General features: G+C 45.2%; 13 protein-coding genes and 1 tRNA gene. 4 read left to right on the top strand and 10 right to left on the bottom strand.

The window, feature by feature from the left end:
• Nucleotides 1-85: 85 nt before the first annotated feature.
• Entirely contained in the window at nucleotides 86-886 is an 801-nt protein-coding gene (gene motA, locus ABGV42_RS30815; protein ID WP_095362317.1) for a flagellar motor stator protein MotA, read from the top strand.
• Nucleotides 873-1,691, top strand: coding sequence for a flagellar motor protein MotB (gene motB, locus ABGV42_RS30810; RefSeq protein ID WP_347385092.1), 819 nt, complete (start codon nucleotides 873-875; stop codon nucleotides 1,689-1,691). The genes motA and motB overlap by 14 nt, the downstream gene beginning before the upstream one ends.
• A 151-nt stretch (nucleotides 1,692-1,842) precedes the next feature.
• Here motB and rluF read toward each other — a convergent pair whose 3' ends face one another.
• Entirely contained in the window at nucleotides 1,843-2,544 is a 702-nt protein-coding gene (gene rluF / locus ABGV42_RS30805; RefSeq protein WP_347385091.1) for a 23S rRNA pseudouridine(2604) synthase RluF, read from the bottom strand.
• Between the two features lie 18 nt (nucleotides 2,545-2,562).
• Entirely contained in the window at nucleotides 2,563-4,905 is a 2,343-nt protein-coding gene (locus ABGV42_RS30800; RefSeq protein ID WP_347385090.1) for an ATP-binding protein, read from the bottom strand.
• 331 nt (nucleotides 4,906-5,236) lie between these two features.
• On the opposite strand from ABGV42_RS30800, the gene tadA reads away from it, so the two are divergent.
• Together tadA and ABGV42_RS30790 are read left to right on the top strand one after the other, a co-directional pair.
• Nucleotides 5,237-5,737, top strand: coding sequence for a tRNA adenosine(34) deaminase TadA (gene tadA / locus ABGV42_RS30795; RefSeq protein WP_347385089.1), 501 nt, complete (start codon nucleotides 5,237-5,239; stop codon nucleotides 5,735-5,737).
• A gap of 36 nt (nucleotides 5,738-5,773) precedes the next feature.
• The gene (locus ABGV42_RS30790; RefSeq protein WP_347385088.1) at nucleotides 5,774-6,343 is read left to right on the top strand and encodes a GNAT family N-acetyltransferase; all 570 of its coding nucleotides are present in this window, start codon (nucleotides 5,774-5,776) and stop codon (nucleotides 6,341-6,343) included.
• A gap of 81 nt (nucleotides 6,344-6,424) precedes the next feature.
• On the opposite strand, the gene ABGV42_RS30785 is transcribed toward ABGV42_RS30790, so the two are convergent.
• The 8 genes from ABGV42_RS30785 to ABGV42_RS30750 form a co-directional block, all read right to left on the bottom strand.
• Nucleotides 6,425-7,516, bottom strand: a complete 1,092-nt coding sequence (locus ABGV42_RS30785; protein ID WP_347385087.1) for a hypothetical protein — start codon at nucleotides 7,514-7,516, stop codon at nucleotides 6,425-6,427.
• 273 nt (nucleotides 7,517-7,789) lie between these two features.
• Entirely contained in the window at nucleotides 7,790-7,942 is a 153-nt protein-coding gene (locus ABGV42_RS30780) for a small acid-soluble spore protein P (protein WP_095293452.1), read from the bottom strand.
• A gap of 23 nt (nucleotides 7,943-7,965) precedes the next feature.
• A complete protein-coding gene (locus ABGV42_RS30775; RefSeq protein WP_347385086.1) occupies nucleotides 7,966-8,142 on the bottom strand; it encodes a hypothetical protein in 177 nt (58 codons plus the stop codon).
• 23 nt (nucleotides 8,143-8,165) lie between these two features.
• Entirely contained in the window at nucleotides 8,166-8,507 is a 342-nt protein-coding gene (locus ABGV42_RS30770) for a hypothetical protein (RefSeq protein ID WP_095293451.1), read from the bottom strand.
• Between the two features lie 183 nt (nucleotides 8,508-8,690).
• Nucleotides 8,691-8,779, bottom strand: a tRNA-Ser gene (locus tag ABGV42_RS30765).
• A gap of 148 nt (nucleotides 8,780-8,927) precedes the next feature.
• Nucleotides 8,928-10,211 (bottom strand): serine--tRNA ligase, encoded by a 1,284-nt coding sequence (serS, locus tag ABGV42_RS30760; protein ID WP_347385085.1) that lies wholly within the window; start codon nucleotides 10,209-10,211, stop codon nucleotides 8,928-8,930.
• Between the two features lie 275 nt (nucleotides 10,212-10,486).
• Complete coding sequence (pdxT, locus tag ABGV42_RS30755) at nucleotides 10,487-11,077, bottom strand: pyridoxal 5'-phosphate synthase glutaminase subunit PdxT (RefSeq protein WP_347385084.1); 591 nt, start codon at nucleotides 11,075-11,077, stop codon at nucleotides 10,487-10,489.
• 327 nt (nucleotides 11,078-11,404) lie between these two features.
• A complete protein-coding gene (locus ABGV42_RS30750; RefSeq protein WP_431523709.1) occupies nucleotides 11,405-12,793 on the bottom strand; it encodes a D-alanyl-D-alanine carboxypeptidase family protein in 1,389 nt (462 codons plus the stop codon).
• Nucleotides 12,794-13,019: the final 226 nt, after the last annotated feature.

Raw genomic sequence — 13,019 nt, 5'->3', positions numbered from 1 at the left:
AACGGATTGCGGCAAAACATTCGTCCGGAAGCCCGAATACAGCCGCTTGAAAGGATTCAATTTTATCTCATGGATGAGGTGTATGATGGAAATTTCAACGATTATCGGACTAGTTTTAGGGCTGGTTTCACTTGTTCTCGGGATGTTCCTGAAGGGTGCTCCCCTGATCAATCTGGTTAACAACCCGGCAGCCTACGTTATTATCTTTGTTGGTACAGCGGCAACAATCTTCATGGCATTTCCAATGTCTGAAGTTAAAAAAATCCCCAAGCTTTTCGGGGTACTCTTCAAAAAGCAGCAACTGATTGACCGTGTTTCACTGATCGGCACATTTATGGATTGGGCTTCCACTACCCGTCGTGAAGGTTTGCTGGCACTGGAATCAAAAGTCGAAGAGATTGACGATCAATTCCTTCGCAGCGGTATGCGCATGATTATTGACGGCAATGACCAGGAATTTGTTAGTGATGTATTGATGGAAGATATCCATGCCACCGAAGAGCGTCACCGCGGGGGAGCATTGATCTTCGCACAAGCGGGGATGTACGCTCCAACACTCGGGGTTCTCGGGGCCGTTGTAGGTCTGATTGCAGCCCTGGCCGACCTTAGTGATATGGAAAAGCTCTCTCACGCTATTGCGGCTGCGTTCATCGCTACACTCCTTGGTATTTTTAGTGGTTACGTGTTGTGGCACCCAATGTCCAACAAGTTGAAGCGGATGTCCAAGAAAGAGATGGAGATCAAGCTGATGATGGTTGAAGGATTGTTATCCATTCAATCCGGTGTATCCACCATTGCCATCAACCAAAAATTATCTGTATTCCTGACACCTTCCGAACGTAGACAGCTGGAAGAGAAGGAGGGATCATCAGGTGAAAAAGGCTAAAAAACATGAGCCGCATGAAGAACATATAGACGAGAGCTGGTTGCTCCCGTATTCTGACTTGATGACACTGTTGCTTGCCCTGTTTATTACGTTGTTCTCCATGAGTTCACTCGATGCAGCCAAGTTCGAACAGATGGCCTCGGCACTAAGCAGTGCGCTGAATGGCGGCGCAGGGGTATTGGATCATACATCCATGAACCCTACGGATGCCACAACGGACCTGGGCAAAAACAAACAGGTACCTGAAGAGATCACCAAGAACAAATCTGCTCAAATTACGGATGCGCAGATGGCTCAAAAAGAGCAGGAAGACCTGGAAAAACTCAAGAAACAACTGGACCAATATATTAGTAAAAACGGGCTATCCGACCAACTCAACACCAAGCTGAATCAATCTGAACTGAAGATTACCATCAGTGATAATGCTCTGTTCTCTTCGGGGCGTGCAGATGTGAAGCCTGAATCGCGCTCACTGGCAAAAGCCATATCCAACATGCTGCAGGAGTTCCCGGAATATGAAGTGGTTGTATCGGGCCACACTGATAATATTCCCATTTCGAACAGCCAATATAAGGATAACTGGGATCTAAGTGCGGACCGTGCACTGAACTTCCTTAAAATCCTGTTGTTGAACGACGCGCTGGACCCTGCAAAGTTTACACCTAGCGGATATGGTGAGTACCATCCGATTGCCAGTAACCAGTCCAATGTCGGACGAGCTCAGAATCGTCGTGTAGAGGTTTCTATTATCCGGAAGTACCAAAGTAACAATCCGACTGTAAAAGCAGTCAATCAAGCAAACTAGAAGCTAATGCAACTGTAAAAGGTCGTTCTTCTCTCTGGTAGAGGAGGACGACCTTTTTTTGTATAATTAGCGAGATATCAAAAAAAGCCCCGCCTTCTCTTCTTCTGACAAGAGATGCAGAGCTTTCGTTAATTGAACTTTAAATGCCCTGTTATTCCAAGACGTAGTCCAGCAGGCTACCCAATTCCGATTTCTCCGCTGCTGTCAGTTCTCTCCACTTGCCTGTAGCCTGTTCACCCAGATGAATATTCATGATACGTACACGCTTCAATTTACGCACCTCGTAACCAAAAGCACTGCACATTCTGCGAATTTGCCGATTTTTCCCCTCGGTCAGTATAATTCGGAATACTCGCTCAGAGATCCGAGTGACGGTACAGGGCAGCGTCATTTCGCCGAGAATTTTGACGCCTGTGCTCATCCCCTTGAGAAAACTCGGCGTGACCGGACGATCGACCGTAACGATATACTCTTTCTCATGACGTCCCTCTGCTCTAAGTATCCGGTTAACGATATCTCCATCATTGGTCATCAGAATAAGCCCTTCCGAGTCCTTATCCAGTCGGCCAATCGGAAAAATGCGTTCCTTGTGACCCACAAAGTCAACGATGTTCCCCTTAATATGCTGCTCGGTCGTACTCGTAATGCCGACAGGTTTATTCAGTGCAATGTATACATGTTTTCTTTTTTCCTTAATGGGTTGACCATTGATCCGTACGTCATCGCCTTCTTCAGCCTGACTTCCCAGTTCGGCGGTTAAGCCATTAATGGTCACTTTCCCGCTCTCCACTAATTTGTCCGCTTCACGCCGGGAACAATAGCCTGTTTCACTAATAAATTTATTAATACGCAAAAGGTAATCTCACCTCGTCTAGTTCTCTTCGTCTGTATGTGCATCTTCCGCCTGATCTTCTTCTTCCACGCTCTCCGGAAGCTGTTTGGTGGTAGCCGGAAGATCGATGATAACGGTCGTGCCCTTGTTCATGACGCTTTTAATATCCATCATGCCCTTATGTGATTGAATGATGCGCTGACTGACCATTAAACCAAGCCCTGTTCCAGACTCCTTGTTGGTAAAGAACGGCTCGCCAAGCTTCGGCATCATCTCTTCCGGAATTCCAATACCCTCATCCTTAATTTCAATCCGCACCCGATTTAATTCCTCGTCATGGTCAAGGCGAATCCGAATGCTGCCTCCGTCCGGCATGGCTTCCATACCATTCTTAAGCAGATTGATGAACACTTGCTTTAACTGATTCTCTTCACAGTGTACCATAGCTGAATCCGATGATGCATTTAATACAAATTCAACCCCGTGCAGATGTGCCTGGCTATCCAGGAGTGAGATGACATCGCCAAGAATGAAGCGGATATCCCGCTCCTGGAAGTGAACGGCCTGTGGTTTGGCCAAAATCAGGAATTCCCCTACGATCAGATTAATGCGGTCCAGTTCCGACAGCATCAAGTCAAGATGACGATGATTCAGTTTATTCGTCTCTTGCTGCAGCTGCAGGAAACCACGCAGTGTCGTAAGCGGGTTACGGATCTCATGCGCAACACCCGCAGCGAGTTGACCCACCGTTGTGAGCTTCTCTGAGCGTCTAAGAAGTTCTTCCATCCGATTGCGGCTAGTGATGTCCCTCGACACACTAATCAATGCTGTAATCTCGCCCAGTTCATCTCGCACGGGCGCAGTGCTGACACTAACCTCTACCCGTGTGCCATCTTTTTTCATCCATACAGTTTCATTCGAGGTAATGGACAGCCCTTCAATGAGCTGGGCATGCTGCTGCTTCATTTCCTCTTCTGCCTCAGGCGGGATGATCTTCAGCCTGCGGTTTTCAACCTCTCGGCTTCGCCAGCCATAGAGTTGTTCGAACGCCCGGTTTACCCGCAACACCTTACCGTTTAGATCCGTAATATGAATGGCATCGGCGGTTTGATTGATGATGGATTCCAGATGTTCTTTAACGGCTCTGTTCTCCTCATACATCTGTTTCAACCGGTTGGTATAGTGGCCCAGATTGCGAATCATGGCATTAATCCGATTGGCCAGTTGACCCAGTTCATCCTTCCTTCTCACTTTTAGGCGGAAGTCGAAATGTCCATCTGCCACATCATTCACTTTGCCCAGAATGGATTGGATAGGACGTGTAATATATCCTGCTAACAAGTAGCTGCCAAAGATCACGATTTCCAGCAGCACCAGCGATATGGAGGCATGACTGACCAATTGTTCCGATACCATGGAGGATATTTGTTTATAGTCCATGACAATACTGATGACATATGATGCTTCATTTGGAGTGAAGATTGGGATGAAACTTTTTAACACCTTTTGCTCATGCGTCTCACTGACAAACGAAACATTCTGCCCGGTTCGGATGGCCCTTACTACTGCGCGGTGATCTTCATCTGCCGTACCATACTGATACGTACCAAAACGAATTGGTCTATTATTCAACTTGTTGTAGTTGCTATCCCTGCCATCGTCACTCATGTTTGGACTGCCAAAAGTCAATGGATTGATACCCGTGATCTCCAAGATGGAAGGATTCACTTCACGAATTTTGTTCAAAATCTCATCAGGACCAGAGATCTTTACATAGTCATCAACTTCAGCATTATTATAGAAGGGATTGATTATGTAGTTCCTCTGCCCATCATGATAGTAACCCCAGATATCAATATCCGATGGACTGGATGTAGAGTACTCGAAACCATCGGACCAAAAATGATCCAGTTTCTGCCCTTGAGTGATGGTAACCTGATGTTTTTCGAACAATTGCTTAAAGGCTTGATACCAATAGGTCATTTTCTTTGTGGATAAACCAATTTCGCGTGGATCGGAAGAGCGGGTTACCACGATATCATCCTCTGTTTGTTCCATTAGAGAGATATGCGATACCCCCACTTTTTTGCTTAAACGTACAAGTTCTTCATTTGTGATATTATTAATATCCGGGTCGAGTTCTTCTGCAGCCATGACTGAAGCAAGCCATAGATTATTACCAATCTGGCGTTTTACATAATCCGAACTATTTTGATTCTGTTCGACAGAAATTGCAATCTGTTTGGCCGTTAGGACCATCTTGGTTTCACTGTCCTGCCTAAGATTTTCCTCGGTAGTATAATAACTCAGTGCGATATTCAGAATCAAAATAACAAGCACCGAGCACGACATAATCATGGATAATTTCGTTTTAATAGACAACTTTTTTAGTTCACCTCTCGGCTTGTACCCTTTGGCGATATATGGCAAAACATATCTCCATCATAACGGTTGTGTGTGGTTTTGAAAAGGATAAATGCCCCTAGTCCAAAAGTTACCGCTTGGCTGAAAAGCTCGAATTTCATTGTTTTTTGTCTTCGCGATGCCTACAATGAGATTAATCACTAAAACTATACACATATCCACAAGCTTGTGGATATCATGTTCATAACTATGTGAGCAACTCGGTAGTTATCCACAGACTTATGCACATCATGTTAACAAACGAATATTTGTTCGCTGAATAAATGCTTTGGAAGGAGCTTTAACTGTAATGAATGAACACTCAATTCCGGTTGATCTTTCGCATCTTTCGGAGGAACAGCAGCACGAGTTCTGGATGCGTGAAGCCATTGCTGAGGCGCTTAAAGCTGAGGCACTTGGAGAAGTCCCGATCGGAGCTGTAATTGTGCAAAACAACCAGATCATCGGACGAGGATATAATTTGCGTGAGACCACTCTTGATTCCACTGCACATGCGGAGATGGTTGCTATTCGTCAGGCAAGCGAAACGATCGGAGCCTGGCGCCTGCTTGATTGCAGCCTATATGTAACCCTGGAGCCTTGCCCTATGTGCGCAGGAGCCATTGTACAGTCCCGAGTGCCCCGCGTTATATTTGGAACTGCTGATCCCAAGGCCGGATGTGCAGGAACCTTGATGAACTTGTTGCAGGAACCCCGGTTCAACCATCGTACCGAGGTAATTCCAGATGTCCTTCAACCTGAATGCTCCACGATGCTGACCCAATTCTTCCGTCGGTTGCGCAAGAAGTAATGCTTATACGTTGATCTTGAGAGGATGTGCACTGCTATGGCTTTAACACTGTATGATACTCCGAATGGTATCAGCCTTCGGTTACTCACTATCGATGATACACAAGCGTATCTTGATCTGATCCAGGTTACCCGCGTTCCCTACCAAGCTGTAGAGCCTCTTCGAGATGATGAGTTCTATACACTGCATGCTCAAACAAGACGTCTTCAGGAGCGATTAAAGGCGGCAGAAGAAGGTACTGGTTATCAGTTCGGAATCTATACCATCCAAGACGACCTTCTCATTGGACAAATCAGCCTGAATAACGTCTCCTATGGCGTTGCCAATTATGCCGATATGGGTTACTTTATCCATCCTGACTATCAGGGTGGTGGACGTATGACAGCTGCTGTTAAACTCGCAGTTGCCTATGCTTTCCGTGCTTTGAAGTTGAATCGTATTCAGGCAGCAATCCTACCCACTAATGCCGGTTCTCAGCGTGTACTGGAGAAGAACGGCTTTCAGGCTGAAGGCATTGCCCGTAAATATCTGAAAATCAACGGAAGTTATCAGGATCACCAAATTTATGCTGTGATTGCTGAAGATTTATCTGAATCACTGCAATAACAGATTTAAACTATAAAATAACAAAAAGCCGCCCGACATAAAGTCGAAGCGGCTTTTTCTCACTCATTTCTAGGAATGAACTTAGTATCCGTAAGAAGCGTTCATCAGTTCTTCGAACTCTTCCATTGTGATTACATTTTCACCCGTAGGAATATTGATTTTGAAGGCAGCCTTCTCATTGATTTTCGTGTATGTGTTGGATCCGGTAAAGGCCAACTTCACTTCATCTTTGGTATCCACTGGTGTGATCAGCAGATCAGCTGCAATCTTTTGATAAACCGGGAAATCCTGCTTATCCAATGCGAAATCGATGTTGAACTTACTGATATTTAGTACTTCGTTAATTCTATCGATTCTTGACATTTCTTCTTTATCTTCTGCAACGGATTTCAGATCTTCCTTGGCCTGTTCAATATCTGTTTGGTTCAGTTGCAACATGTCACGATACTCTTCTTTAGCAACAATATCAATCGCTTTTGGCAATGCTTTAGTAATCATCACCTTAACCGCTTCACTTACGTTGTCGTTAGTAACGGAGAATTGCACCACCTGCTTGGCATCTACACCTTCTGGCAGCTGTGCATCCTTAACATCTACGTTTTTGAAGAATTTGTCCTGATCATATTCACTAAGAACAGCATCCATCACTTCGTTGCTCAGTTTTTGTGTTTTGGCTGCGTCCATAGCATCAGGGTTCCATTCAGTACCCTCTTGCTCAGCCAATTCTTTCAGATCAAGCTCCAAGAATTTGCCAACCACCGTTTCCGGGATTGGGAAGAACGGAATGCTTGGCACTTTAACGTAAAGCTTCTCAGCCGTCATCACCATCGGAATGGTGAACGTCATGCCCATATCACCTTTGAGCTCAAGGCTAACTGTCATTTCTGTTTGCATTGGCTCACTTTGGTATACGCCAGTTACGTTAAACTGAGCATCCTTCAACATGCTCATAAACTGAGTCATGGTTGGGTCTTGTTGTGACTCGTCGGAAGGTTTATAGCTCAATTCATTAATTGTGAAATTGGAACTCATCTCATACGAAGTCAGTTTAGAAGCATTGGCCGCCGCCGTCTTCAGAGCCTCTTTCGGTTCTTGTTTGCTGCTACATGCTGTCAAAGCCAAAGACACGGTCAACAGCAACGTTAGAAGCAACGCCCCCATACGTTTAGTCATTTGTTTCTCTCCTCTCGTGATAACCCCAAAAAAAGTAATTCAACATCAATGATATACCATTTATTCTGAAACGGAAACACGATTTGGGAAATTTGTGATCTTCCCACACTAAAATGGCTACAAAGACCTATGTTAGCTTTTTAATTCCTCCCATCACTGGTCTTTATTTATGTATGAATACGCAAAAACCCCCTGTTAGGTAACAGGGGGTATCATTAAGCATTATTAAATATCTCATATCTCCAAGACTACATGCCGGGCTGTGTATATAACTTACCCTTGCGGATTGTTATGATCCACATGATTCTGGTTTTTCACTTTTTTTGACCCGGACAACGGTTCCTGTCCAGATGAGTGCTTTTCCGGACGACGATGTTGCTCAGCAGCTTGAACTTCCGGTACAGGTATCGCTTTTGGCTTGCTCATGCTGTTACCCCCTCTTCATGATTTTAGGAATGGGATGGGTCCATATCTTCCGTTTTGTCATGATTCAGTGAATCCTGATGACGACGATCATTTGTATCTTGCTGAATTTGCTGTGCATGATGGCTGTTTACAGCTGGCTGCTCCAGATCAGCAACAACATTCTGCAAATTTTTATCGATCCCTGCTTTGGCCTTGCTCACTCGAATCCCTCCCTCAATTGGAGCTATGTTCTTGTCTTGGACTGTAACGACTGGGCGCATTCATGAATATGCCGTGTATAATCCTGAGCCAGTTCCTGGATGGGTTCTGTACGCTCATCTGTCGTCTGTCCATCCCGTTCTACGTCAATCAGTTGTACACTGACCTCACGGGAGTCCACATACGCACATTTGAAATCGAATGAGTACATTTGGTGTCCTGCAGTCGCGATATGAATGCGAATAGCCTTTTGATCAGCTTCATCTGCCATTACCTGAGCCTGATCACCGACATTCAGCACTTCCGGCAGTCGCTCTTGCCATGCGCCTACAAGCTCTGTCTGATCTATATTTAACTCGCGGTTCATCTAACCACCTCCACTCCTATAAAGTGCGGCGAAAAAGATGTTTTTATACATTAAAATGGACTCGAATAACCGAGTGTTGATGCCAAGAATAAACCAACCGAAGGCAGATACCTGGACTGTGGAAATGTATATGCAAAAAAGGACCCGAGCTTATCGCTCGAATCCTTGTTATAAGTGTAGTTATGGCGGAGAGGGTGGGATTCGAACCCACGTGGGCTTGCACCCTAACGGTTTTCAAGACCGCCCCGTTATGACCGCTTCGGTACCTCTCCAAAATTTGAAGTTTTATAAACTTGCCACGAAATAGATCATACCACATCTACAGTTAAAAAAGCAAGCTTTAGAATAAAAAACCCGTCATAAATGAATGACGGGCCATTTTTGTTTGGTTAATCATAATATAAAACTATGTTCTCTATATTAGGAACGACGTGTGATTACACTAATTCCACCCATGTAAGGACGCAATGCTTCGGGAATAACTACAGTCCCGTCTTCTTGTTGATAGTTCTCCAGAATAGCAGCTACCGTACGTCCAACAGCGAGTCCGGAACCGTTCAGTGTATGGACAAACTCAGGCTTAGCCTTAGGCTCTCTGCGGAAACGAATGTTGGCACGGCGTGCCTGGAAGTCTTCACAGTTAGAGCAGGAAGAGATTTCACGATATGTATTGCTTTCCGGCAACCATACCTCGAGGTCATAGGTTTTCGCTGAAGTGAAGCCCATATCCGCTGTGCACAGCGCCAAGACACGGTATGGCAATTCCAGCAATTGAAGCACACGCTCAGCATTTTGCGTCATTTTTTCCAATTCCTCATAGGAGGTTTCAGGAGAAGACAACTTCAACAATTCAACCTTATTAAACTGATGCTGACGGATTAATCCACGTGTATCACGCCCGGCAGAGCCTGCTTCGGAACGGAAGCATGAGCTGTATGCAACGAAGTGCTTCGGCAGATCCTCCGCATTCAAAATCTCTTCGCGATGATAGTTCGTTACCGGAACTTCCGCGGTAGGGATCAGATAATATTCCGTATCCTTCAGCTTGAACAGATCTTCTTCGAATTTTGGCAATTGGCCTGTTCCGAACAGACTGTCGCGGTTGACGATGTATGGAGGCAAAATCTCCTCATATCCATGTTGATCACTGTGCAGATCCATCATGAAGTTAATCAGAGCTCGCTCTAGACGTGCACCAAGTCCTTTGTAGAACGTAAAACGGGAACCCGTAACTTTGGCAGCAGCCTCAAAATCAAGAATATCGAGATCCTGCGCAATCTCCCAGTGTGCTTTTGGTGTAAAACCAAACGACTTCGGTTCGGACCAGCGGCGAATCTCTACATTATCATCTTCAGATGCGCCAACAGGTACACTCTCATTTGGAATGTTAGGAATGGCCATCGTCAGATCGCTAATCTTCGCTTCCAGCTCTCGGACCTCTTCATCCATCGCTTTGATACGATCAGACACTTCGCGCATCTCAACAATCAAATCATCCGCGTTCTCGCGATTCTTTTTAAGCCTGGCAACTTCACCGGATACTGTATTGCGGCGGTTCTTCAACGTCTCGCTCTCTTGCAGCAGCTCCCGGCGCTTCGCATCCATCTCGGAAAATCCAGCAATGAGATCGAGTGACTTGCCACGGTTCGTTAACGCTTCTTCTACACGTGCGTATTCATTCCGCAATATCTTTACATCAAGCATTATATACTCCTCCTAAATGACCTCACAGAAAACATATCAATAAACCTAAGCCTATCACATAGCCTTTGTGGAGTCGCGCATAACTTCATCTTAATCCATTTCTACAATAAAAAAACAACCTATGAACCCCTGTGACACCCTACGCTGCGATTCCCGCTATGGAAAGGAGATACGGGCAACATCAGGCATTCGACCAGATACAGTTCCTCCAGCAGGCTTACAATGCAATAGGAGTGTTCCAATCCACCGGGGTATCATAAGTTGTGTAACATGCACTATTGGTTCTGTAACGACTGCTTATATGATCGGGCCATATCTACAAAATAAGAATGCAAGCGATAATCATCCGTCAACTCAGGATGATAGGAACAGGCCAGCAAGTGTCCTTGGCGCGCAGTAACGATCTCACCTTTATAAGTAGAAAGAACTTCAACCTGTTCCCCAACACTCTCGATCAAAGGTGCACGAATAAATACTGCCCTTACCGTTTCTTCAATCCCTTTGACAGGCAGGTCCGTTTCGAAACTTTCCCTCTGTCGCCCGAATGCATTTCTGGATACGGTCATATCCATCAATTCCAAGTGGGCTTCTTCCTGTCCCGTAATACGCTCAGCCATTACGATTAAGCCTGCACAGGTACCGAACACCGGTTTACCCTTGGCAGCAAATTCACGAATGGCCTCCAAGAAACCATACTTGCGCATCAATTTACCAATTGTGGTGCTTTCACCGCCAGGAAGGATCAGACCATCCAGTTCATCCAACTGCTCAACCTGTTTTACAGCCAGTCCCTCTGCACCAGCCCGCTCAACACTGCGAATATGCTCAGTAACCGCACCTTGAAGTGCTAATACACCTATCTTCATTTGCGTTTCCCCTCTCCTACCAGCCGCGATCCTGCATACGTCTAGAAGCCGTAAGTTAGGAGATCGGTGTCCCGAGGATTTTGGACACACCAGCAATCAATTTATAGTCCATGTAATGCGTTGTCGCTTCCACAATGTCAGGTGCAACTAACAAGGTTGTCCTTAGACTTTTCAGCTGATTTATACGTAGAATTCTAACTTGATATTTTACCGGAAAATTTGTAAATACACAATGCATCCAGTCGCAATTCGGTGCATATTGTCATTATTCAGGCGATGTAAATTGGAAACCTCTATTTATCTAAAACCATTGTCTATAATAGGCGATTAGAACAGGTTCTTGATACCGTCAAACAGGTCAACAAAGAAGTCCTTTACTGCACGGAAGAACAAACGGAACCAGCCGCCTTTTTCAGCCTCTTCTGCGGTAATCAGGTTCACAGTCTTCTCCTGTGGTTCAACGCCATCAGCCTTATAGGTATAGGTCACCGTTCCGACTTTCGTACCTGCTTTGATTGGAGCCACCAGCTTGTCTGCTTCTGTTACGTTTGCTTTGAAGGTAACATCCAGGTTTTGAGTTCCTTTGGGAACAACAAAGCTAACTGCGTTGTCGGTCACTACTGGCACATTCGTTTCTTTACCTTTTTTCAGAGGTACAGTTTCCCAGCCAGTCACTTTGGTCTTGCCAGCGACAGCTTGCTTCACTTCAAAGTTGTTATAACCATAATCCAACACTTTCTTCGTCTCTCTAAATCGTGCAGGCTCGGAATCGGTACCCATAACGACACTGATCAGACGCATACCATCACGTTCAGCCGTACCTGTGAAGTTATTCCCTGCATTCGTGGTATGGCCCGTTTTCATTCCGTCCAGACCTTCATAGGCATAGCTTTTGAAATTGGTTATATTTTTATTCGCTTCCAACATCCAGTTGTAGTTAATAATTGGATCTTTATCATTAGGGCGGAATTTATAAGATTGAATCGTTGTAAAGTCTGTGTAGTCCGGATGATCCTGAATGATATATCTGCACAGGATTGCTGCGTCGAGTGCAGACATGACCGTTTCTTTATCTTCGGCAGGACGGAAGTCTGCAGGCATATCGGCACGATCGAGGCCTGATGAATTTATGAAGTACGTATCCTTCATTCCCATCCGTTTCGCTTCTTCATTCATCATTTTAACAAAATTTTCTTCGGATCCGGCAACATGTTCAGCCAAAGCTACCGTAGCATCGTTTGCAGAACCGACAGCCATAGCAATGTACAGCTCTTTAACTGTGTGCTGATCGCCTTCGGCCAGGAATATACGTGATCCTACGCTCTCTGCTGCATTTCTTTTTACCGTAACCACATCATCCCAGCTTAACTTCCCTTGCTTGACCTGCTCAGCCACAATGTACTCGGTCATCATCTTCGTCATGCTGGCAGGCGGCATGGCTTTGTCCGCATTCACATTAAGCAGAATCTGGCCTGTCGAAGCCTCCATGAGTACCGCAGATCTAACTTCAAGTCCAAGTGAGTCTACAGAAGGAACTTGCACAACTTTTTCAGTCTTCGTTGTTGTCGCAGCAGCAGTCAGTACCTGCCCTGAATCATTCGCAGCAGCCATTACCGGCATTACTGCAGACATGCAGAGCATATTGACCAGCATAACCGAGGCTACGCTTTTTTTGAGCATTTGGCGTTTCTTTTTGTTCAATTGTTTAGCTTTCAATGATAATACTCCCTTCGTTCTGAAGCTTCACTTATGGATGCTTCAGTGCAGCTTGGGCTGCATTTTCTTGGTCCCTAACGATTGTAGAAGATGTTGTGAGAAGTGTTTTATATGCGCTGTATCGAAAGAGCAATATCATTGCTCCAGAGTTCAATATCGGTTGTCACTTAGTTAGCATTATTCAATGCTTATGTAAAAGGACGTCCGCGCTTCTTTAGCTGGGCAA

It is taken from the genome of Paenibacillus pabuli (genome assembly GCF_039831995.1).
In the GTDB taxonomy this organism is placed as follows: Bacteria; Bacillota; Bacilli; order Paenibacillales; family Paenibacillaceae; genus Paenibacillus; species Paenibacillus pabuli_C.
Note: the sequence above shows the minus strand (reverse complement) of the source record. Positions and strands in the feature narration are given on the sequence as shown.

Bases quoted from the DNA above. Each gene is read 5' to 3' on its own strand.
- motA (WP_095362317.1), top strand. From the start codon at position 86: ATGGAAATTTCAACGATTATCGGACTAGTTTTAGGGCTGGTTTCACTT.
- tadA (WP_347385089.1), top strand. From the start codon at position 5,237: ATGAATGAACACTCAATTCCGGTTGATCTTTCGCATCTTTCGGAGGAA.
- ABGV42_RS30790 (WP_347385088.1), top strand. From the start codon at position 5,774: ATGGCTTTAACACTGTATGATACTCCGAATGGTATCAGCCTTCGGTTA.
- ABGV42_RS30785 (WP_347385087.1), bottom strand. From the start codon at position 7,516: ATGACTAAACGTATGGGGGCGTTGCTTCTAACGTTGCTGTTGACCGTG.
- ABGV42_RS30780 (WP_095293452.1), bottom strand. From the start codon at position 7,942: ATGAGCAAGCCAAAAGCGATACCTGTACCGGAAGTTCAAGCTGCTGAG.
- ABGV42_RS30770 (WP_095293451.1), bottom strand. From the start codon at position 8,507: ATGAACCGCGAGTTAAATATAGATCAGACAGAGCTTGTAGGCGCATGG.
- serS (WP_347385085.1), bottom strand. From the start codon at position 10,211: ATGCTTGATGTAAAGATATTGCGGAATGAATACGCACGTGTAGAAGAA.
- pdxT (WP_347385084.1), bottom strand. From the start codon at position 11,077: ATGAAGATAGGTGTATTAGCACTTCAAGGTGCGGTTACTGAGCATATT.